Annotated in this window: 20 protein-coding genes; 10 read left to right on the forward strand and 10 right to left on the reverse strand. The window is 73.3% G+C overall.

The genetic code is table 11. The features are described from left to right. The coding region (locus tag ABD140_RS33235; protein ID WP_344245685.1) for a flavin reductase family protein at window positions 1-675 on the reverse strand (675 nt) is incomplete at its 3' end. A 151-nt stretch (window positions 676-826) separates the two neighbouring features. On the opposite strand from ABD140_RS33235, the gene ABD140_RS33240 reads away from it, so the two are divergent. Then, on the forward strand, window positions 827-1,633 hold the full coding sequence (locus tag ABD140_RS33240) for an IclR family transcriptional regulator (protein WP_344245687.1): 807 nt from the start codon (window positions 827-829) through the stop codon (window positions 1,631-1,633). A 3-nt stretch (window positions 1,634-1,636) separates the two neighbouring features. Here ABD140_RS33240 and ABD140_RS33245 read toward each other — a convergent pair whose 3' ends face one another. The 4 genes from ABD140_RS33245 to ABD140_RS33260 form a co-directional block, all read right to left on the reverse strand. Beyond that, window positions 1,637-2,344 (reverse strand): hypothetical protein, encoded by a 708-nt coding sequence (locus ABD140_RS33245; protein ID WP_344245689.1) that lies wholly within the window; start codon window positions 2,342-2,344, stop codon window positions 1,637-1,639. A 3-nt stretch (window positions 2,345-2,347) separates the two neighbouring features. After that, the gene (locus ABD140_RS33250) at window positions 2,348-3,763 is read right to left on the reverse strand and encodes an MmgE/PrpD family protein (RefSeq protein WP_344245691.1); all 1,416 of its coding nucleotides are present in this window, start codon (window positions 3,761-3,763) and stop codon (window positions 2,348-2,350) included. Continuing rightward, complete coding sequence (locus tag ABD140_RS33255; protein ID WP_344245693.1) at window positions 3,756-4,556, reverse strand: cyclase family protein; 801 nt, start codon at window positions 4,554-4,556, stop codon at window positions 3,756-3,758. Before ABD140_RS33255 ends, ABD140_RS33250 begins: the two co-directional genes overlap by 8 nt. A 122-nt stretch (window positions 4,557-4,678) precedes the next feature. Continuing rightward, window positions 4,679-5,347 carry a class E sortase gene (locus ABD140_RS33260; RefSeq protein WP_344245695.1) on the reverse strand — a complete coding sequence of 223 codons (669 nt, stop codon included), beginning with the start codon at window positions 5,345-5,347 and terminating at the stop codon, window positions 4,679-4,681. A gap of 172 nt (window positions 5,348-5,519) precedes the next feature. Between ABD140_RS33260 and ABD140_RS33265 the strand changes: the two genes are divergently transcribed. The 6 genes from ABD140_RS33265 (at window position 5,520) to ABD140_RS33290 (ending at window position 11,859) form a co-directional block, all read left to right on the forward strand. Beyond that, the gene (locus ABD140_RS33265) at window positions 5,520-6,839 is read left to right on the forward strand and encodes a WxL domain-containing protein (protein WP_344245697.1); all 1,320 of its coding nucleotides are present in this window, start codon (window positions 5,520-5,522) and stop codon (window positions 6,837-6,839) included. 78 nt (window positions 6,840-6,917) lie between these two features. Beyond that, entirely contained in the window at window positions 6,918-7,931 is a 1,014-nt protein-coding gene (locus ABD140_RS33270; protein WP_344245699.1) for a hypothetical protein, read from the forward strand. Further along, window positions 7,928-8,989, forward strand: coding sequence for a hypothetical protein (locus ABD140_RS33275; protein ID WP_344245701.1), 1,062 nt, complete (start codon window positions 7,928-7,930; stop codon window positions 8,987-8,989). Before ABD140_RS33270 ends, ABD140_RS33275 begins: the two co-directional genes overlap by 4 nt. Next, window positions 8,976-10,640, forward strand: a complete 1,665-nt coding sequence (locus tag ABD140_RS33280; RefSeq protein ID WP_344245703.1) for a hypothetical protein — start codon at window positions 8,976-8,978, stop codon at window positions 10,638-10,640. Before ABD140_RS33275 ends, ABD140_RS33280 begins: the two co-directional genes overlap by 14 nt. Then, window positions 10,637-11,236: a neocarzinostatin apoprotein domain-containing protein gene (locus ABD140_RS33285; RefSeq protein ID WP_344245705.1), complete on the forward strand. Its 600-nt coding sequence runs from the start codon at window positions 10,637-10,639 to the stop codon at window positions 11,234-11,236. Before ABD140_RS33280 ends, ABD140_RS33285 begins: the two co-directional genes overlap by 4 nt. Then, a complete protein-coding gene (locus tag ABD140_RS33290; RefSeq protein WP_344245707.1) occupies window positions 11,233-11,859 on the forward strand; it encodes a neocarzinostatin apoprotein domain-containing protein in 627 nt (208 codons plus the stop codon). The genes ABD140_RS33285 and ABD140_RS33290 overlap by 4 nt, the downstream gene beginning before the upstream one ends. Window positions 11,860-11,929: 70 nt before the next feature. Here ABD140_RS33290 and ABD140_RS33295 read toward each other — a convergent pair whose 3' ends face one another. The 3 genes from ABD140_RS33295 to ABD140_RS33305 all read right to left on the reverse strand — a co-directional run bounded on the left by ABD140_RS33295 (window position 11,930) and on the right by ABD140_RS33305 (window position 15,345). Continuing rightward, window positions 11,930-13,147 carry a DUF4437 domain-containing protein gene (locus ABD140_RS33295; RefSeq protein ID WP_344245709.1) on the reverse strand — a complete coding sequence of 406 codons (1,218 nt, stop codon included), beginning with the start codon at window positions 13,145-13,147 and terminating at the stop codon, window positions 11,930-11,932. A gap of 7 nt (window positions 13,148-13,154) precedes the next feature. After that, the gene (locus tag ABD140_RS33300) at window positions 13,155-14,630 is read right to left on the reverse strand and encodes a class I adenylate-forming enzyme family protein (RefSeq protein WP_344245711.1); all 1,476 of its coding nucleotides are present in this window, start codon (window positions 14,628-14,630) and stop codon (window positions 13,155-13,157) included. A gap of 88 nt (window positions 14,631-14,718) precedes the next feature. Continuing rightward, entirely contained in the window at window positions 14,719-15,345 is a 627-nt protein-coding gene (locus ABD140_RS33305) for an isochorismatase family protein (protein WP_344245713.1), read from the reverse strand. A gap of 87 nt (window positions 15,346-15,432) precedes the next feature. Here ABD140_RS33305 and ABD140_RS33310 point away from each other — a divergent pair, with 87 nt between their 5' ends. The 3 genes from ABD140_RS33310 (at window position 15,433) to ABD140_RS33320 (ending at window position 18,292) form a co-directional block, all read left to right on the forward strand. Beyond that, window positions 15,433-16,113 (forward strand): hypothetical protein, encoded by a 681-nt coding sequence (locus ABD140_RS33310; protein WP_344245715.1) that lies wholly within the window; start codon window positions 15,433-15,435, stop codon window positions 16,111-16,113. A 154-nt stretch (window positions 16,114-16,267) separates the two neighbouring features. Then, window positions 16,268-17,530 carry an acyltransferase family protein gene (locus ABD140_RS33315; protein ID WP_344245717.1) on the forward strand — a complete coding sequence of 421 codons (1,263 nt, stop codon included), beginning with the start codon at window positions 16,268-16,270 and terminating at the stop codon, window positions 17,528-17,530. Window positions 17,531-17,539: 9 nt separating this feature from the next. Then, on the forward strand, window positions 17,540-18,292 hold the full coding sequence (locus tag ABD140_RS33320) for an MBL fold metallo-hydrolase (protein WP_344245719.1): 753 nt from the start codon (window positions 17,540-17,542) through the stop codon (window positions 18,290-18,292). Here ABD140_RS33320 and ABD140_RS33325 read toward each other — a convergent pair. Both ABD140_RS33325 and ABD140_RS33330 read right to left on the reverse strand, forming a co-directional pair. Beyond that, entirely contained in the window at window positions 18,289-19,752 is a 1,464-nt protein-coding gene (locus ABD140_RS33325; protein ID WP_344245721.1) for an arylsulfatase, read from the reverse strand. The genes ABD140_RS33320 and ABD140_RS33325 overlap by 4 nt on opposite strands. A gap of 189 nt (window positions 19,753-19,941) precedes the next feature. Further along, the gene (locus ABD140_RS33330) at window positions 19,942-21,183 is read right to left on the reverse strand and encodes a sulfite oxidase (protein WP_344245723.1); all 1,242 of its coding nucleotides are present in this window, start codon (window positions 21,181-21,183) and stop codon (window positions 19,942-19,944) included. Window positions 21,184-21,333: the final 150 nt, after the last annotated feature.

Here is a 21,333-nt window from a genome sequence, read left to right on the forward strand (position 1 = left end):
CCCGCCGGGCCCCGGCGCGGGCCCGGCGGGGGAGTCCAGCAGCACGGAGCGGTCCGCGCCGGCCGCGTTCTCGCGCACCCGGGTGCGCACCCCGGCGCCGCGCACGGCCGCCAGCAGCGGCTCGTCGGCCAGGCCGCGGCGCCGCAGCGCGGCGGCGAGGCCGGTGTCGGCCAGGAACACCCGGTCGGGCAGCGGATCGGCGAGCTGCCCCCAGGTGCGGGAGTGGAAGAGCAGCGGGCCGGTGGCGCGCGGGGTGTCGGCCGCGAGCACCTCGCCGACGAAGATCGTGTGGTCGCCGCCCGGATAGGCGTGCACGACCCGGCAGTCCAGCCAGCCGAGCGCGTTGGCCAGCACGGGCGAGCCCGTGCCGGGCGTCAGCCACTCCTGCCCGGCGAACCGCTCGGCGGGCGGCAGCCGGCCGGCGAAGCGCCGGCCCAGCTCGGCCTGGTCCTTGGCGAGGATGCTGATCCCGAAGGCGCCGCTGTCGGAGATCAGCCGGTGGCTGGCCAGCCGGGTGTCCAGGCAGACCAGCACCAGCGGCGGCGTGAGGCTGACGCTGGAGAACGAGCTGGCGGTCATGCCGTGCCAGTCGCCGTCGGCGGCGGTGGTGACCAGGACGACCCCGGTGGGCCACTGCCCGAGCACGGATCTGAAGGTCTCGGCGTCGACCGTCATCGGAGTCGCCTCGTTTCGCTTGTGGAAACACTGTCCCGCAGAAGGTAACAACGTGGTGGATGGGGTGTCAATGCGTTTCCCCGCCTGTTTCCCGTAGTGGAACATCGTGCTCTAGACTTTCGGCATCGGACCTCTTCTGAAGGGCGGGAACTTGCCGAGGACAGCGTCGACCCGGGGCGATGAGGCCAGCGAGGGTCAGAGCAGATCGATCGCCGCGGTGGAGCGGGCCATGGACGTGCTGCTGCTGTTCGGGCGCAGCGCGCGCCCCGACCTCGGGGTGACGGAGATCGCCACCGAGCTGGGGCTGACCAAGGCCGCCGTGCACCGCATCCTCACCGCCCTGCGCAGCAAGGAGCTCATCACCGTCGACCCGGTGACCCGCCGCTACTCCCTGGGGCACGCGGCGATCTCGCTGGGCCGCGCCTACATGGCGCGGATGGACCTGCGCGCCATGGTCGGGCCGGAGCTGCGGCTGCTGTCGCGCCAGACGGGGGAGACCGCCACGCTGTCGGTGCGCCGCGGCGACACCCGCATGTACGTCGACCAGGCGGTGCCCAACCAGGAGCTGCGGATGGAGGTCAGCCTCGGCATCCCCTACCCGCTGCACGCGGGCAGCTCCTCCAAGGCCTTCCTCGCCTTCCTCGACGAGGCCGAGGTCGACGGCTACCTGGCCCGCCACCCGCTGACCGCCCTCACCGACAAGACCCTCGTGGAGGAGGACGCCCTGCGCGCCGAACTGGTGGCGATCCGCAAGCGCGGGTACGCCACCTCGCTCGGCGAGCGCCAGGAGGGGGCGGCCTCCATCGCGGCGCCGGTCTTCGACCACGACGGCCGGGTGCTGGCCGTGCTGAGCGTCTCGGGCCCGCTGGGCCGGTTCAAACCGCACATCAAGGAGTACGCCCCGCTCCTGCTCGCCGCGGCGGCGCGCGTCTCCGCCCAGCTCGGCCATCCCGGGTGAGCCCTACAGGTTCGCGCCGGGCTTGAGCACGCCCAGCACCGCGGCGGCGAGCACGCTGATCCAGATGCCCAGCACGTAGGGGACGCAGCCGTCGATCGAGCGCTTGACGGCGCTCTCGGTCCCCGGGTCGCCGCCCCGCGTCATCAGCGCGCCCCAGGCCGCCCCGAAGGGCTTCAGCTTGATCCGGATGCCCAGGCCGCAGGCGATCGCCAGGCCGTAGAGGAAGATCTTCCCGGCGAGCCACCTGGGGTTGGTGGTGACGCCGAACGGCTCCGCCGCGGCGAAGGTGTAGGCGGCCGAGCCGAACAGCGCGGCGATGAGCCCGATCCGGATCGTCCAGTCGGCGCGCCGCACCCAGGGGTACTTCCCGTGCGTGCGGTGGTCGGCGATGGCGGAGGCCAGCCAGCCGGCCGCGAACACCCACGTCAGCACGACCAGCGGCCAGCCGAAGACCTCGTGCCCGGCCAGGGTCGCGCCGTGCGGGTCCATCGCCATCAGCGTGACCCCGCTGGGCAGGAACAGCACCAGGCAGATCTTCGGACCGAGGTCCAGGCCGTTCATGATGCTCAGCGCGGTACCGCGCGCGGCGGGTGTGAGGTCCGGGCGGATGACGAACCGGCTGGAGTAGTAGACCCCGAGGTCGCCGCCGAGCCAGAAGACGAACAGCACGAGGTGGAGGACGATCCACCAGCCGTAGGGATGGGCTCCCACCGGTCACTCTCCCGTCGTGAGGGGACCCACCCGCGGTGTGTCCGCCAGGGCCGTGACGGCCCGCGCCAGGGCCTCCGCCCGGTCCTGGGGCACCGCGCGGGCGGCGTTGAGGAGGAACTTGGCGCGCAGGTCGGCGGCGGGCAGGGGATGCCCGGGTCCGCCGCGTGAGGAGTCCACCCGGTGCTCCAGGACGGAGCCGCCGCGGGTGGTCACCCGCAGCACCGCGGCGAACGCGTTGGGGAAGATGTCACCGGCCTTCTCGTCGGCGAAGCACGTGACCTTCGCGGCGAGGGCGAGCCGCTCGGGGTCCTCGTGGGCGCCGTCGGCGAAGTCGTCCAGGTAGACGCCGAGGCCGCCGCCGCCCAGCAGCGCCGTGGCGATGGTGAACGGCCCGGAGAACTTGGCGTGGTAGGCCGAGCGCGGCCGTGCCTTCTCCTCCGGCGGCTCGCCGACGGTGCGCAGCGTCGGCGCGGGGAAGCCCGCCTCGATCGCGGTGATGTCGGCGGGGTCGAGGCCGCGCTCGCGCAGCGCCAGCGCGCAGTCGATGGCCGGATGGGTGAAGTGGTTGGTGGGGTAGGGCTTGTAGACCGTGCGGACGGTCTCCCAGCGCTCGCCGAGCCCTTCCAGCAGCGCGGAGGAGTCGTAGGTGCCGTCGAGCCACGCCTGGAAGAAGCCGAACCTGCCCTCCAGCACGGTCGGCGGCCCGGTCACGCCGGCGGCGGCGAACCCGGCGGCGGCCACGCCTCCGTGCGCGGCCCAGCCGCAGTGGATGCGCTTGACGGTGCCGCCGGTGCGGTTGGCCTCCAGGACGCCCGAGCCCATGCTGGCGGCGATGCCGACGGCCGAGGCGACGCCCTGGGCGTCCAGGCCGTGCAGCAGGGCGGCGGCGGCGGCCGCGCCGAGCGTGCCGCAGATGGAGGTGGCGTGCTGGCCCTTCTCGAAGAAGACCGAGTTGCGCAGCTCCCGGTCGTAGGAGGCCATGCCGAGCCGGTTGCAGATCTCCACGCCCGCCGCGACGGCGGCCAGCAGGTCGGCCCCGGAGGAGCCGCGTTCCTGCGCGACGGCCAGCGCCGCCGGCACCACCGAGGCGCTGGGGTGCAGCACCGACGGCAGGTGGGTGTCGTCGAAGTCCAGCGCGTGCGCGTAGGTGCCGTTGACGAGCGCGGCGTTCGGGGCGGGCAGGACCGTTCCGGTCCCCAGCACCTCGGCCGCGCCGCCCTCGCCCCAGCCGCGCACGGTGGTCAGCACCGCGTTGCCCGGGTCGGTCGCGGAGGTCTCCTCGGCCCGCCCGGCCAGGCAGTTGCCGACGACGTCCAGGATCCGCTCGGAGACGTCGCGGGAGACCTCGGCGGGGATCCCCTCGTCGCGGCAGCGGACGGCGAACTCCGCCAGGGCCTGCACCTGGGTGGGCTCACTCACCGGCCACCGCCGGGATGACGGCGAGCGGGCGGACGGGGGAGCCGGTGGCGCCGACGACCGGCAGCGGGTTGAGCACCAGCAGGAACTCCCGCACGCCGGACTCCAGCAGCGGCAGCAGCCGCATCGTCTCGATGATGTTGATGCCGGCCTCGACCAGCAGGATGCGGTGGACGGGCAGCAGCGCGTGGCCCTTGCCCGGGGCCAGGTGCTCGAAGGCGATCGTCTCGCCGCCCGCGGCGCGCACGCCCAGCCCGGCCAGCCACTCGCCCGCGGCCGCGCCGGGTCCCGGCACGCCGTCCCGGGCGCCGATGAAGCGCTCGCCGTCCGCCCAGTGCCGCGACCAGCCGGTGCCGATGAGCACCACATCGCCGGGGCGGACGTCGAGCCCGTCGGCGGCCTTCTCCAGGTCGGCGACGGTCACCTCGTATCCGGCGGGCAGCACCGGCACGCCGTGCACCTTGGCGACGTCCAGCAGTACGCCCCGCCCGACGTAGGGGGGGAAGTCGTCGATGCCCATCTCGGCGAAGCCGCGGTGGTCGGAGACCGCGGGGCTCCCGCCGTGCAGCAGCCCCTCGTGGGAGACGTGCGCCAGGGCGTCGACGTGGGTGCCGACGTGGCCGCCGGTGATGATGATCTCGTTGGCGGCGGAGCCCCCGTCGGCGCGCACCATGTCGCCGTGGCGCCGCTCCAGCAGCATCCGGAACGGCGGGTGGTTGGGCGACTGCGGCATGCCGGTCCGCATGGGCTGGGCGAGGTCGAGGACCGTCGCCCCGGCCAGGTCGTTCCAGAGCAAGGTCGATCATGCCTTTCTCGCGCGGAGCCCGTTTCGGTTTAGGGAAACGACGTTACACTGTGAGGAACAGTGAGCGGTAGTCGGCGGAGCATGATCGAAGTTCTCCCTGGCGGGGGCGCCGGTCAGGCGGACGCGCGCGGTTCGCTGCGCGCCAGTTCGGCGAAGACGATGAGCCGGTAGGCGGCGGAGAACTTCGGGTGGCAGGTGGTGAGCGTCAGCCGCGCCTTCTCCGGCCTGGCGCCGGGCTTGCCGGGCACCGGGGCCACGACCGAGACGTCCGTGGGCAGCACCACCTTGTGCCCGGTCACCCGGTAGACGTGGGTGGCCGTGGCGGTGTCGACGAGGATCTGGTCGCCGGCCACCAGCTCGCCCACCCGGTTGAACGGGCCGCCGTAGGTGGTGCGGTGCCCGCTGAAGACGGTGTTGCCGACCTGGCCGGGCATCGCGGTGCCGGGGTAGTGGCCGGGGCCCTTGGCGAGGTCGGCGGTGCTCACCCCCTCGACCGTGGCGTACCGCCAGGCGGAGCCGAAGCGGGGGATGCGGATGACCGCGAAGGCCCTGCCCCGCTCGGGGCGGGCGGCGGTCTGGGGCACCATCCGGGGGCCGCCCGGCCGGACGGCCGCCGAGACCGTGGTCTGCTTGCGCCAGAGCGCGTCCAGCTCGTCGTTGAGGCCGGCTTGGGCGCGGCGGGCGTAGTCGTCGGTGCCCCAGGTCAGATGGGCGACGAAGAGGGCGATGACCAGGCCCGCGGTGATGAGGAGTTCCGCGAGGAGGCGTACCACGGTGCGCATGCCCAGGGACGGTATCCCGAGTTTTGCACGAAAGGGAAACAAAAGTCCGGTGAAGGAAACGTTTGCGTTTCACGTCCCCGGACGGTCTTGACAGGGGCGCTTCCGGGGCGGTTCGCTGAACCGCAGTTGTGAAACTTTGTTTCCACCAGCGGAACAGACGGAGATTCATCCCGTGATGAAGAGACAGGCCGCCCTCCGGGGCCTGGTGGCCGGGGCCACCGCCGTGGCCGCCACGGCGGTCGCGGGGGGGCCGGCGCGGGCGGGAACGGGCACCGTGACCTACGACTGCCAGATGTTCGCCAGCAGCTTCACCTACACCGCCGAGGTCGAGGTGAGCGGTCCCCCCTCGCCCGCCGGCGTCGGGGACACCGTCCGGATCGAAGCGGACCTCTCCGATCTGCCCGGTGTCGCACCGCTCAAGATCGACTCCTGGCGGACGACGGCGAAGCTCCTCGCCTCCGGCGCGCAATCGGGAACATACGACCTCACGGGCCCCCGGCGAAAGGGCCCCGTGGAGAAGAAGAAGCCGCTGCCGATCGGCGAGCTCACCGCCCGGGTCCCGCTGACGGCCGGAGGCACCGTGGACTTCACCCTCGGCACGCTCACCCTCACGGGCACCTCGTTCGGCATCTCGGTGCCGATCACCTGCAGGCCCAAGGGCAGGACGCCCAAGCTGCTGTCGCTGAAGGTGCGCGGGGAGAGCTCGCCGGCCACCCTGCTGGCCGACCCCGCCACCGTCGCTCCCGGCGCCGGGATCAAGCTGTCAGGCTCCGGCTGGGGGAGCGGGGAGGTGAAGCTGGCGCTGTGCCGGGAGGACGGCACCGCCTGCGACGCCGGGGGGCTCACCGACGTCACCACCTCGGTGGCGGACGGGAAGCTCACCGGCGGAGCCAAGGTGAAGGAGGGCACGGCCACCGGCACCTACAAGATCAAGGCGAGCCAGGGCGACACCGCCAAGCTCGTGGCGATCCGCGTCGAGGCCCCCGGCGGCGAGACCGAAACCGACCCCTGCGCCGGCAAGGAACCCGAGCAGTGCGGGCAGCAGGACGTCACGGTGACCGTCACCGGCGGGCCCCTCACCCTGGCCCAGGACCCCGGCGAGGTCGTCCTGGACCCCGTCACCCTGAACGGCACCGCCCAGACCACCACCGGGACGCTCCGGAAGGTGACGGTCAGCGACGCGCGGGGCTCGTCCGTCGGCTGGTCGCTCATCGGCACCCTCAGCGATTTCAAGGGCCCGGCCGGCGCGTCCATCGCCGCGGGCAACCTCACCTGGACCCCGCAGTGCGCCGCGCGGGCCGGCGCGACACCCGTCGTCACCGGCACCCCCGGGCCGCTGGGCGAGGCGGGCGTGCTGCTGTGCTCCACCGCGGACAGCACCGCGGGTCCCGTCGGCGGCACCTACGACGCCGGCGCCGCCCTGTCCCTGAACGTCCCCGCGGCCACCGCCTCCGGGGAGTACGACGCGGTCCTGACCCTCACTCTCTCCTGAATCCCCCGCCCCGATACCCCCCGCCGGGCGAACGCGCCCGCCCGGCGGGGCACCCCCCCTCGTGAAGGAGGTGACCACATGATCAGAGTGATCACCGTCCTCGTCGCGGCGCTGGCCGCGCTGGCCCCGCTCTCCCCGGCCCGCGCGGACGGCACCTCTCCGCCCGTGAGCCAGGACGCCCCCCCGGAGAAGCCCGCCGGGACGACCGGAAACGGCTCCTGGGCCGTCGGCCCGGCGACGAACAGCAAGACGCTCACCCCCCGGCTGCACTTCACCCTCGAAGGGCGCGCCGGCGACGTCGTCCGCGACACCGTCCGGATCTGGAACCTCACCGGCGAGAAGATGAGGTTCGAGGTGTACGGGGCCGACGGCTACAACACCGTGCGGGACGGCGCCTTCGCCCTGCGCGGCGAGAAGGAGCCGCAGAAGGGCGTCGGCCTGTGGACCAAGGTCGGCAGCCGGGACGTCACCGTCCCCGCCGGCCGCGCCGTGGACGTGCCCTTCATCGTGAGCGTCCCGAAGAACGCCACGCCCGGCGACCACATCGGCGGCGTCGTGGTCGCCTCCAAAGAGGTGGAGGCGGTCAAGAAGACCGGAGGAGCCACCCTCGGCCTGCGCCGCGCCGTCGGCGCCCGGATCTACCTGCGGCTCGAAGGCCCCCTCGTGCCCGGCGCCAAGGTCGAGAACCTGCGGGTGGAGAACACCGAACCGGAGCTGCCCTGGGGCGGCCCCGTCGGCACCGTTATCCGCTACCGGATCGCCAACGTCGGCAACGTCCGGCTCACCCCGACCGCGCAGATCCGCGCCACCGGCCTCTTCGGGCGGGTCCTGCGCGACTTCCCCGAACGGCCGATGCCCGAACTGCTGCCCGGCGAGGACGTGGAGGTCGAGCTGGCCTGGCCCGGCGCCCCGCCCGCCGACGCGGTGAAGGTCACCGTCGAGCTCAAGACGCGGGCGGGCCTGCAGTCGGTCGCCCGCACCGGCTACGTGACCCTTCCCTGGCAGACGCTCGTCGCCCTGCTCGCCCTCGTCATCGCGGCCGCCCTCGCACTGCGGCTGCGCCGCCATCTCACCGCTCGGAGAAAAGCATGACCGGCACGCGTAGCCCGCGCGCTCTGGCCGCCCTCGTGCTGGTGTCCCTGTTCCTGTGGCCCGCGCCCGCCGCGGCCGACCCCGGCGCGAGCGCCTCCCCCGCCGGAGGCGCGCCCGGCACGGCCGTCCAGGTGCGCGGCGCCGGCTGGCCCGCCGGCGTGTCGGTGCAGATCTCGGTCTGCGGCCGCAACGCCGTCAACGGCTCCGTCGACTGCGACCAGCCGAACGCGGTGGCCGCGCCCGTGGGACCCGACGGGATCGTGACCGCCGGCCTCACCGTGTCCGCACCGCCCGTCCCGTGCCCCTGCGTCATCCACATCACCACGCCCGCGGGCGCGGAGCGGATGACGGTGGACGTCCCGTTCAGCGTGCTGGGCCACGAGACCGCCGACGTCGTCAAGCAGGAGAACCCGGCCCGCATCGACGTGGTCGACGCCGAGCTGCGCGGCAGCGGCGGCGTCAGCGAGCTGTTCGGCTGGCGGACCCGGCGGACGCTGGTGCTGACCGTCCGCAACAACGGGCCCGACCCGGTGACGGACGCGCCGCTGGTCGTCGGCTGGGGCGCGGACGCCACGGCCGACTCCCCGCTGACCGCGCCGCCGACCGGCACCATCGACCCCGGCGCGACCGCGGTCTACCGGGTGCCGGTGGAGCTGCCGCCCGCCTCCTACGGGACGTTCGTGGTCGGCGGCAGGTTCGCGGGCCAGACGGAGTTCCAGCTCAAGTTCACGACCTACCCCTACCTGCTGTTCGCGGTGAACCTCATCGCCCTCCTGGCGGTGCTCGCCGGAGTGCGGGCGGCCCTGCGCCGCAGGCGCACACGATCTCGCGGGGCCGCCGGGAACGCACTCTCCCCGGCCGCGCCGAAGGCGGCTCCGCGCCCGCTCGACCAGACCGCCCTGCTGACCTACCTGGAGGGCAGCGCCCGCCAGGAGGACGGCGAGACCCTGGTCATCGACAGACCCTCGCTGGTGGCCTACCTGAACGGGCCGCCTCTGGTGGACCCCCGGGCCCTCGACCGCTTCCTGTCCGATGGAGGGCCCGATGCGTCACGGTGAACGCGTCCACATCGTCGGTTCCGCGGCGGTAGCGCCGCTCGCCCTGGGCTCGCTGGTGCTGCTGGGCGACGGGCTCGGCACCCTGCTCAGCTTCCCCGGCCAGGTGGTCGGCTACATGGTCGCCATGGGCGTGCTGGTCGGCATCGGCGTGTCGCCGTGGGTGCTGCGCGGCGAGGGCCACCCGGCGGTCCGCCGCCTGCTGTGCCTGCTGCCCGGCCTGAGCCTGCTGGTGATGGCCGCGCTGCCGGCCGTCCCGGTGTTCGCGACCCTGGCCATGGTGATCGGCCTGTGCGTCCCGACCCTGCTGGCGATGACCCGGGGCGGCGCCGGACGCGGCATGGGGTACGCGGGCGTCGCGGGCGCGGCCGGAGCGGTGGCCGTCGCCGCGGTCTGGCAGGACCAGCCGAGGCTGGGACTGGCGGTGGCGGGCGTCTTCGCGGTGTTCACGGGCGCCTTCTCCGGACCCGTCCCCGACTCGCGCCGCGCCTTCCGCGAGGTGCGCTGGACGCTGCCCGCCTATGCGGCGGTCGGCTGGGCGCTGGGCGCGGTGATCCTGCCCGCCGCCAGGCTGCTGCTGTTCCGGTTCGAGCTGTTCGGCGCCGACCGGATGTACCACCTGCTCGCCGCGGTCGCCGGCGGATGCCTGCTGGCGTTCCTGCTCGGCAGGCTGACGGACGAGGTCCCGTCGCTGCTGATCGCGGCGGCCGGCGGCCTGCTGCTGGTGGCCACCGCGCCGTGGGCCGCCGGGATCGCCGTCGGCGCCGCGGTGGTGTTCGGCGCGGCGATGGCCGCGCTGGCCCGGCTGGACCGGCTCGCCGCGGGGCGGGGCGCGGCGCTGAGCGAGACCGCCGCGCTGCTGGGCGCCCTGGGCGCCTACGGGGCCGAGCCGCTGCTGCGCATGTTCGCCGGTTCGGGCTCGGTCCTGGCGCTCAGCACCGTCCCCATGGCGCTGCTCATCCTGTGGTCGGTGCACCTGACCCCGGTCGCCGAGGCCGGAGGCCCGCCGCTGGTGGCGTGGCGGCTGAGCGATCCCGACCGGGACGTCGACCGCCTCGACCTGCGGGCCGAGGCCGGGGAGAAGCTGGCCTTCTACGGGCCCGGGTCGCAGAGCCTGCTCCGCCTGCTGTCGGGCGAGACCAGGGCCGACGGCGGAAGGCTCCTGTCGCGGGGCGTCGACCTCACCCGGACCACCCGGGCGCGGCGCGCCGAACTCAAGGTGAGCCACCCGGCCCCGGCCGCGGCGGAGGGCGACCGCAGGACGGTCGCCGAACGCCTGGCCGACCTGGCGGTGAGCGAGCCCTGGCGGGTCCGCTCGGTGCTGGAGGTCTTCCCCGCGCTGGCGGAACGCCGCGGAGAGCCCGCCGCCGACCTCGACGGGACCGGCGCGCTGCTGCTGGGCCTGGCCGAGGCGCTGCTGCTGCGGCCCCGGATCGTGCTGGTCGACGCCCGCGACTGCGATCCGCAGCTGGTGCCGGTGCTCGACGGGCTGGCCCGCGGCGGCGCGGTGGTCGTCCTGGCCGAGCCTCCGGTGCCCCTGGCCGTCGCCCTGGACGCCCGCACCCTCCTGCTGCGCCGCGGCCGGCCGGCCGAGGAGCTCACGCACCCCACCGAAGAAGAACTGACCGCGAGCCTGGACCGAGGACGCTCATGAGAAGAACCACGCTCCTTGCCCTCGCCGCCGCCTCGGCGTTCGCCGTCGCGTCGGCGCCCGCGCCCGCCCTGGCCGAGGGCGGGCCCGCCCTGGAGATCAGCAAGACCGAGGGCATCGCCGAAGGCGACGAGATCAAGGTCACCGGCACCGGGTTCAAGCCGGGCCTGCAGGGAATCGCGGTCGGGCTGTGCATCGAGGGATACACCAACGGCCTGAAGCACTGCGATATCCAGGACAGCGGCGCCGCCTTCGTCGCCGCCGACGGGCAGGGCAGGCTGCCCGAGCTGACGCTGAAGGTCTCCACGAAGTTCCTCGAGTACGACTGCCTGGCCCAGCAGTGCGTCGTGGGCGCGGGCCCGCTTCCCGGAGCGGTGCCCGACTCCGTGCAGAAGGCCAATTCCGTGACCACCCGGCTCGTCTTCGAGGGCGCCGCCTTCGAACCGGAGCCGACCGAATCCGCGGCTCCGGCCGCGGCGGACGCCGACCCCGACGGCGTGGGCGGCCCCTCGGCCCCCCTGTGGTTCGCCACGGCGGGGCTGCTCGTCCTCATCACCTTCCTCGCCGCCCGGCGACAGTCCCTCAGGAGGATCACATGAAGTTCCGTCAGGTCGCCGCGCTGGGCGCGGCGGCGGCACTCGTCTGCATGCCGGCCTCGGCCTCGGCGGCCGCGGCCAAGCTCTCCTTGAGCAAGTCCAGCGGCCTGGCGGTGGGCGACACGATCAACGTCGTCTCGCTCACCGGCCTGAAGGCCAACCTGTCCCAGGTGTACGTCGCCCAGTGCAAGGCCAAGGTCGCCGGTCCCACCGACTGCGAGCTGAGCAGCGCCCTGTCGGGCAACGCCGACGCCGGCGGCACGTGGAAGTCCAGCAAGGGCACCGCCATCAAGCTGGTGAAGGCGATCGGAGGGACCGACTGCACCACCAAGGCCGGCGCCTGCATCATCGGCGTCACCAGCCTCACCAACCCGGGCGACGTCATCGCCACGGCGCCCCTGACCTTCGGCGGCGCCCCCACGGGCTCCAACGACGACAACGACTCCAACGACTCCAACGACAACTCGAACGACTCCGGCACCCCCACGACGAACAACAACGACACCAGCCTGCCGCAGACCGGCAGCCCCGACGGCGTGCCCACCTTCGCCCTGGCCGCCTCGGCCCTGGTGCTCACCGGCGCGGCCGCCCTGTTCCTGGTCCCGCGCCGCCGCCGGGCCAACTGACCCGCACGACCGAAAGGCCCCGGTCCTCAACGGACCGGGGCCTTCCTCACGTCTCAGGAGGCGGTGGACGTCACATGCCTTCGCCGCTCCAGCGGCCGGTCGAGCGGCTGCGCACGGGGAGGGTGGAGAGGATGGGGGCGGGGATCGGGTCGCCCTGCTTCCACTGGCGGCCCGCGCCCCAGTTGTGGCTGAGCCGGTCGGTGCGTTCGTCGGAGTGCTCCAGGGTCGCCGGGTCCGCGCCCCAGTCGACGGGGGGCGCCTCGTGGTCGTGCGCGTGGTCGTGGTCATGCGCGTGGTCGTGGCCGTGGCCGCCCTGGAGGGTGGCGGCGTCCAGGGCCTTGGCGAGCGCGATGAGGCTCTTGTCGGTGCCCGTGCCGTGCGGGACGAACGGGGCGTCCATCTCGCCCTGGGAGTGCTGGAAGGCCACGGAGGCCGCCAGCTCCTCGTGGTCGCGGTCCGAGCGTCCGGCGGGGCCGAGGTCGTGGGAGGACATCGACCAGCGCATGCGGCCCCCGTTCGGGCCGTAGTTGACCGCCTCGCCGCCCCAGCGCAGCCACTCGTTCTGGGTGTACCAGTTCATCAGCTCGCCGTCGGAGCGCAGCAGCCAGGTCGCGCCGCCCTCCTGGGTGGTGAAGTGGCCGTGCTTGACGCGGGCGGGCCGGAAGAAGTAGGTGCCCAGGTCCAGGGTGCCGAAGTTGTACTCCATGTGGCCCTGGGTGGTGTAGGCCTCCTCGTAGCAGGGGTGGTGGGCCAGGCGGTGGTCGGTCCACCCCTCCTGGGCGTGCACGAGGCGGGTGTAGAAGCCGGTGGCGGGATCGACGTGCAGGTACTTGATGAAGAGGCCGGGCATGGGGCCGGGGTTGGGGACGGCGTCCCACTGCATCGCTTCGGTGTCGATGACGATGACCTCTTCGCGGGCGTCGTCCCAGCGGGTCGCGCCGGGGTCGAACCCCGCGTCTCCGTACTCGCGGTAGTGCAGCACCTTGGCGCCTTCGGAGAACACCAGGGACTCGGCCGGCACCCCCTTGGGAACGTAGAGGTAGGCGCCCTTGCCGTACTCCGTGCCCGCGTACGTCATGGAGCCGTCGAGGACGTAGAACTCGGTGTCGGCGTGATGGACGCCGGGTCCGCGCCCCCAGCGGGTGTGGAAGTCGATGCGCAGCGAGCAGGAGCCGTCCTCCTCGTCCACCGACAGGCGGCGCTCGCTGGCGCGGCCCTCGCCGCCGACGAGTTCGGCGCCGTGCCAGACGTAGTCGTTCTCCTGGATCAGTTCGACGTGTGGCCGCATGTCTCCTTCAGTCCTTCCGCAGTTCGCGCTTGAGGATCTTGCCTGCCGCGTTGCGCGGCAGGGTGGTCAGGAACTCCACCCGGCGCGGCACCTTGGGGCCGGCCAGGACCGCCCGGCAGTGCTCCACCAGGGCGTCGGGATCGGGGGACTCCCCGGGCAGGGGGACGACGAAGGCGGTGACCCGCTCGCCCCAGCGCTCGTCGGGCAGCCCCACCACGGCGGCCTCGGCCACGCCGGGGAAGGCGCAGACGGCCTCTTCCACCTCGCGGGGCGCCACGTTCACCCCGCCCGAGATGATCATGTCCTTCTTGCGGTCCACGATGGCGAGGTACCCGTCGGCGTCCTGCACGGCGATGTCGCCGGAGCGGTAGAAGCCGTCCTCGGTGAGGGCCTCGGCGGTGGCCTCAGGGTTCTTCAGGTAGCCGTTCATCAGGAAGGGGGAGCGCGAGCACAGCTCGCCGCGTTCGCCGCGCGGCACCTCCGCGCCGTCGTCGTCGAGGACCTTCACCTCGGTGAGGAACCACGGGGGGCCGACCGAGCCCGGCTTGCGCAGCGCGTCGGCGGGCCGGCAGTCGGTGACGATGCCGCCTTCGGTCGAGCCGTAGAGCTCGTGCACGCCCGCCCCGGGGAAGGCCGACATCACCCATTCCTTGAGCGAGACCGGCAGCGCGGCGGCGTTGAAGAACAACGTGTCGAGGCTGGAGGCGTCGTACCGGTCCATCAGCCCGGAGGCGCGCAGCTGATGGGCGTGCGTGGGCACCAGGAAGACGCTCTGCGCGCGCGTCTCGGCGACCAGCGACAGCAGCGCCTCAGGACTGAACGCCCGCAGCATCACCACGGTGCCTCCGGTGAAGACCGGGGCGTAGCCGAAGGCGAAACCCGCTCCGTGGTACATCGGCGCGACCGCGACGCTGGTGCGCCCGGGGCCCAGGTTCCACTCCAGCGCCGCGCAGTAGAAGGTGAGCACGCGCGAACGGTGGCTGATGAGCACGCCCTTGGGCCGCCCGGTCGTGCCGGAGGTGTAGACGATGGTGAACGGATCGGTCTCGGCGACCGGCACTTTCGGGTCGACGGGGGAGGCGGCGGCGAGGAACTCCTCGTACCCCCCGTCCACCTCCACCAGTACCGGCGGGGGAGCGGCGACACCGCCCAGCAGCGCCCGCTCGGCGATGAGGGCGGCGCACCCGGAGTGCTCCAGCACGTAGGCGTTCTCCGCCGCGGTGGAGCGGGTGCCCAGCGGCACCATCACCAGCCCCGCCTTGGCCAGCCCCGCGGCGGCCTCCGGCCACTCCAGCCGGTTGCCCAGCAGGACGCCGACCCGGTCGCCGGGCGCCAGGCCCGCCGCGAGCAGCCCGTCGGCCAGCCTGCTGGACCGCTCGTGCACCTGGGCGAAGGTGAGCCGCCGCTCCCCGTCGACCACGGCCGTCGCTCCGGGACTGGAGACCGCGAACTCCCTGATCCCGCCCGCTATCGAAAGCTGCACCCGAGCCTCCGGGATGGTCCGATGCGTTTCCTAGAAGGAAACACTGTTTCATTATCGGCGCCAGCATCCCGCTCCGCGGGCGCTCCCGTCAAGGCGTGCGGGCGGCCAGCAGCTCCACGGCGGCATCGAGGGGGACGACCTCGGCGTACTTGTGGCGGAGGTCGAACAGGGCCGCCTCGTGCGGGCGCGGGTCGCGGTCGCCGCAGGCGTCGGCGACCACGTAGGGGACGAACCCGTGCTGGAGGGCGTCCACGCCGGTGGCGCGGACGCAGCCGCTGGTGGACAGGCCGCAGATCAGCAGGGTGTCGACGGACATCGCGGTGAGGGTGGCGGCCAGGCTGGTGCCGGCGAAGGCGCTGGCGTACTGCTTGACCACCACCACGTCCTCCTCGCGCGGCGCCGGGTCCGCCACGAAGTCCCCGTGGGGATTGCCGCGCTGGAAGGCGGCCAGTGCCGGGACCTTGCGGTAGAACAGGCCGCCGTCGGCGCCTCCGGGGAGGTACTCGACCTTGGTGAAGACGACGGGCACCGAGGCGGCGCGCGCGGCCGCCACCAGCGCCGCCCCCGCGGCCACCGCGTCCTCGACCCCGGCGTACAGGGGGGAGTCCCGGTCCAGATAGGCGCGCACCATGTCCACGACCAGGACGGCGGGCCGCCGACCGAACGGAAGCCGCCCACCGAATCCCGCTTTTTCGTAGTCTTGTTCCAAATTCATTGCGCATCCTCTCCGTGCCTGCCGCTCCAGCATACGGATCTGTATCTTCAAGCGAAACGCCGTTTCCCTAACTTGGGGAGTTGGTCCATGCGACACACCATCGGGCGGGGAATCCTCGCTCTGGGCGCGATGAGCACCTGCCTCACCGCCCTCTCCGGCACCGCCTCCGCGGCGGCGCCGGCGGACGACCTGTGCCTGCGCGCACAGCACCAGACCGCCGGGCTCGACACGGCGGCCTTCCAGGCGGCGGGCGGTGAGCTGAGCAACGTCGACTACCCCGACCGGGCCTCCTTCGAGAAGTCCAAACCGACGGAGCGGCCCCTCGTCACCGGCTCCTACACGACCTATGAGGACGAGGGGAGGACGCTGCCCCGGCAGATCCGGTGCAAGACCAAGCGGTCCGACCACCTGCAGCTGGTCTACGGCCAGCAGGTGGCGGGGCCTGAAGAGCAGTGCAAGGTGGTCAACGAGGCCACGCTCCAGGAGGTCGCCGCCTCCTTCACCGAGGCGGAGCGCGCCGCGCTGGTCTACCCGGTCTCCAAGGTCGTCGTCGACCGCGACGTGCCGGCCTTCACCGGCTGGGACTGGCTGTGGGAGTTCCCGGCGGCCTACCGCGGCATCGGCGGCAGGCTCCACCTGCCGTCGCGGTCGTTGTCCGTCCCGTGGACGTGGGGGGCGCTGCCCGAGAGCTTCCGCGGCCAGCACTACTGCACGTTCATCGCGCCGTCTTATCTCAAACGGCTGATGCTGGGCCAGGCCGTTCTCTGATCTGTCCGGGACCGGCCGTCCCTTCGCCCCGGAACGCCTCCTGCCTGCGGTTATCTGCGGAAACGGGGGAGTTCCGGGGCTCCGGTGAGACGAAGAGTGCTTCTTGGTGTCGTTTGCGCCTCGTGTCACGGTTGGCGGCGCATACCCTGTCCAGATGTCTCAGGTGACGATGCGCCCGCCCTCGGACGCGCCCTCCGGGCCCTCCGTCCCCCGAGAACCGGCACGGCTGGGCTGGCTCGACCTCCTCCGCGGGATCGCCGCGCTGATGGTGGCGCTGCAGCACGCCATGTACTACTACACCCCCGCGGTCTGGACGCAGATGTCGCGTTGGATCGATCCCGGCAAGTACGGCGTCCTGCTGTTCTTCCTCATCAGCGGCTACATCGTGCCCGCCTCGCTGGAGCGGCGGGGGAGCGTGCGCGGCTTCTGGATCGGGCGCCTCATGCGCATCTACCCCCTGCTGCTGACGGTCTGCGCGCTGCTGCTGGTCCCGCTCCACCTGGGCTGGTGGGAGCCGCGCGCCGAGGTCGAGGGCATGGACCCGCTGGTGGGGACCGTGGCGCACCTGACGATGCTGCAGGACCTGGTCGCCGTGCCCAACCTCCTCAACGTGCTGTGGACCCTCTCCTACGAGATGGTCTTCTACCTGCTGGTCGCCGCGCTGTTCGCCACCGGGGCGCACCGGCGCTCGGCGGAGATCTCGATGGGCTTCGCGGTGGCCGCGGTGCTGCTCGGCGGCCTGCTGCCCCGGGCCCTGCTGTCGGAGACCCTGGGCACCGGTCCCGTCGTCCTGGCGGTCGCGGCGGTCCTCGTGGCGGCGCTCGCGGCGTCGGTCTCCGGGCGGCCCGGTCCCGCCCGCTGGGGCGCGGTCGCCGGCGGGGCGCTGGGCCTGGTGCTCCTGCTGGTCAACGGGCGGCCCGGCGCCTGGGAGACGCTGTCCATCTTCGCCGTCATGTTCCTGGGCACCGCCGTCTACCGCGCGGAGCAGGGCCAGATCTCCCGGAGGAAGGCGGCGGGCGCGGCCGTGCTGGTGTTCGGCTGCGCCGCGGCGGCGGGGCTGCTCAACGCCGACCAGTGGCTGAGCGGCGCCCAGGCCACCGAGCTGCGGGTGGTCTGGACGGGCTCGCTGGTGCTGGCGGCCCTGAGCTTCTGGGCCGGCAGGCGCCTGCGCCACCGCCGCATCCCGCGGGCGCTGACCTGGCTCGGCACCGTCAGCTTCTCGCTCTACCTCGTGCACCCGGTGCTCCTCATGGCGGCCGAGGCGCTGCTCGGCGACGCGGGCTCCCAGCGCTGGGGCGGCCTGGCCGTCTTCACCCTGGTGCTCCTCGCGGTGAGCTGGGTGTCCTACCGCTGCGTCGAGGAGCCCTTCCAGCGACTCGGCCGCCGCCTCCTTCGCCGGGAGGCGGCCAAGGGGTAGAAGAGGGGGGTGAAACCTCCTGCCCTCACCCGGGTCGCCGACGGCGTGCACTTCGTGAACACCGGCTCGGCCAACTGGACGATCCTCACCGAAGGCCGCAGCGCCACCCTGGTCGACGCCGGATACCCCGGCGACCTGCCGGCCGTCCTCTGGTCGCTGGAGCGGCTCGGGCACCGCCCGGAGGACCTCGCCGCGGTCCTGGTCACCCACGCGCACGTCGACCACATCGGCTCGCTGCCGGAGCTGCTGCGGCGGGCGCCGCACGCGAAGGTCCTCACCTCGGCGGCCGAGGCGCGGCACGTCCGGCGCGAGTTCCTGGAGCAGGCCACCCCGTTCGACGTCGTCGCCAACCTGTGGCGTCCGGGGTTCCTGCCGTGGGCGCTGCACATCGTGCGGGCGGGCGCGCTGCGGGACGTCCGCGTCCCCGCGGCCGAGGCCTTCCCCGCCGCCGGCCCCCTGGACGTGCCGGGCCGGCCGGTGCCGGTCCCCACTCCCGGCCACACCAGCGGCCACACCTGCTACCACCTGCCGGAGGCCGGGGCGCTGATCACCGGTGACACGCTCGTCACCGCGCACCCCACCTCGCGGTCGGCCGGGCCCCAGCTGCTGGCGTCGCTGTTCCACCACGACGAGCCGGCCGTGCGCGCGGCGCTGGACGTGCTGGAGCCGCTGCCGGCCGGGCTGCTGCTGCCCGGGCACGGGCCGCACCTCGCCGCGTCCCCGGCGGACGCCGTCGCCCTGGTGCGGGCCGGGAGGGGCTAGGCGGGGACGATCGGGACGCCCGGTTCCGGGACGGGGTCGCCCGCCTGCGGGGTCCAGGACTCGCGCAGGTAGGAGATGCCCTCCTGGACCATGGCGGGATGGCTGGAGGCGATGTCCTCGCTCTCCCACGGGTCCTCGAAGAGGTCGTAGAGCTCATACGTCCACGCGGCGCCCGGTGTGCTGTAGTCGGCGCCGGGCCCCCAGCCGACGAGCTTCCAGCGGCCGAACCGCACGGCGGCGGAGACGTTCCGGCCCCGGCCGTCCTCCTCGGCGCGGTGCAGGGGGGTGCTGCCGACGTGCAGGCGCAGCCAGTACAGGTAGGGGTGCACCGCCACCGGGCCCTCGCCGGTGAGGACCGGGCGCAGGGAAAGGCCGTCGGTGCCCGAGGGCGGCCGGACGTCCGCGAAGTCGGCGAGGGTGGCCAGCAGGTCGTAGTGCGCCGTCGGATGCTCGACGGTCGTGCCGGAGGTGCGCCGGAACACGCCGGGCGACCAGGCGAGGAACGGGACCCTGATGCCGCCCTCGTACAGGTTGCGCTTGAGCCCGCGGAAGGGCCCCGCCGCCTGGAAGAAGTCGGGGTGGACGCCGCGCTCCTGGTGCGGGCCGTTGTCGCTGGTGAAGATGACGACGGTGTCGTCGGCCAGCCCCTGGGTCTGCAGCTCCTGGACCAGCGTGCCGACGTACCCGTCGAGGAGGGTGATCTGCGCGGCGTGCGCGGCGTCCTCGGGGTCCCAGCCCAGGCCGGAGTACTCCCCGAGCCGGGGCGCGGCCGAAGGCGCGTGCGGCAGCGGCAGGGTGAGCGTGAGCAGGAACGGCTTCTCGCCCGGCTCGCGCAGGAAGTCCAGCGCCCGCCGCATGATGAGGTCGGGCCCGTAGAGCATGCCGCTCTCGCCCTGGTTGCCCGGCACCGGCACGGACTCCCCGTTGTGCCACAGCGCGCGCGGGTAGTAGTAGTGCGCCGAGCGGTGGGTGAGGTAGCCGAAGAACTCGTCGAAGCCGTAGGAGTTGGGGTGCTCGGGACCGGGCTCGTCGGGTCCGAAGCCCCACTTGCCGAACAGGCCGGTGCGGTAGCCGTTGTCGCGCAGCATGGTGGCGAACGTCGGCACGCCCTTCAGCGGCAGGTCCTGGCCCTGCGGCGGGTTGCGGCGGACCGGTGAGCGGCCGCTGTGCAGCCCGGTGAACAGCGAGGCGCGGGCGGGCGCGCAGACGGGCGCGGCGGCGTAGGCGTGCGTGAAGCGCAGCCCCTCGGCGGCCATCCGGTCGAGGTGGGGGGTGCTGATCTTCTGCTGCCCGTAGCAGCCGAGCTCGCCGTAGCCGAGGTCGTCGGCGAGCACGATGACGAAGTTCGTGCGCCGCTTGGCGGCCCGGGTCCCGCTCTCCTCCGGAGCGCTGGAGGAACCCGGCGCCCGGGAGACCGGCCAGGCCGCGACACCCACCGCGCCGGCCGCCAGACCGCCCATCCCCAGCAGGAAACGGCGCCTGTTCGGTGAGGCAGAGATCATCGGTCGGGCTCCGGGCGGTCAAGCGGGGGGTGGTTTCAGCCAGCTTAGAGCACCCCTGATCATTCGGCGTCCGGTTCACGCCGGTGTCCGCTCCACGCCATTCCCGGTTCCTCCCGCTTCACACCCGAGGTCCGGTTCGATGCCCCGCTAGACCACCGTGACCGGGTGGCGGACGACGGCGCCGAACAGGTATCCGAAGGTGTTGTGCGGCACCGTCTCGGGCTGGCGGGCGCCGGTCTCGTCCACGGCGCGGGCGAGGAGCTCGTGGGCGCCCTTCGCCGGGCTCTCCCAGACGTGGCTCCACCGCTGCCAGGCGTACCGCGCGTGCGCGCGCTCCAGCCTGGCGGGGCGCCAGGAGGCGCCTCCGTCGACGCTGACCTCCACGCGCCGCACCGGCCCGCCGCCCGACCAGGAGCGCCCGGTGAGCTCCACCCGCCGGCCCGCCCGGATCTCGGCGTTCCAGCCCAGCTCGAAGGCGCTCTTGACGTTCTGGCGCGTGATGGGCTCGCTGCCCTCGGGCGGGTACTGCGCGCCGAACAGCCGGTAGTACTCGGTGTTCCAGGGGGAGAACAGCGGCTCGGCGGCGACCTGGATGTCGCCGACCCACTTGATGGAGGCGATGCCCGCCCAGCCCGGCACCACCACGCGCACCGGGAAGCCGTGGTCGGGCGGCAGCGGGCGCCCGTTCAGCTCGTAGGCCAGCAGGACGTCCTGCAGCGCCTTGGCGACCGGCAGGGGGCGGCGCACCCGGCCCTTGGCGACGCCCTTGTCGACGTATTCGGCGTCCAGGCCCGACGGCAGGACGTCCACCGCCTCGGGGGCGATGCCCGCGCGGCGCAGGACGGTCGCCAGCGGCACGCCCCGCCACCGTCCGACGCCGATCGCCCCGAGCTTCCAGGGGGTGCCGCTGACGGTCTGGCCCTGCTGGCCGGTGAAGAAGCTGCGGGCGTTGCCGGTGCACTCGATGGCGGCGGTCACGGTCTCGGCCCGCAGGGAGCGCAGGTCGTCGTACCCGAACTCGACGGCCTCCCCGGGTCCGGGCGCGCCGCGCAGCCCGCTGCCCCACACCCGCAGCCGGTAGGCGGCCGCGTCGATCTCGGGGGTGGCGGTGTGGTTGCGGACGAAGAAGCGCTCGGCGGGGGTGAGGAAGTCGCGGGTGCGCACCGACTCCCAGCGCATCTCGGCGTTGGTGCCGTGGGAGACGAACCACTCGGGGGGCAGCGGCTTGGCGATGGGCCCGGCGGCCCGCGCGGGGGAGGCGGCGGCGCCGGCGGCCAGCCCGGCGCCCAGGACCGCGGATCCCCGCAGCAGGCCGCGGCGCGACATCCGCGCCCACTGGTGCGCGCGGACGGCGTCGTAGACGTTCTCGTCGGTGAGGTCGTGATCCATGCGGACGATGGTCGCCGGAATTTCCTGCTAAGTCAATCGTGTTAGTGGGTTATTCCGGGGCGGCCGTCCGGTCCCGGTGGCCGCGCCCCCGCTGTCTGGAGTTACGGTCACGTGGGGGATACTGTATGTCACTTTCCGTTATTGGAGCGA

Origin of the sequence: Actinocorallia libanotica, from assembly GCF_039525175.1 — a bacterium.
GTDB lineage: Bacteria > Actinomycetota > Actinomycetes > Streptosporangiales > Streptosporangiaceae > Actinocorallia > Actinocorallia libanotica.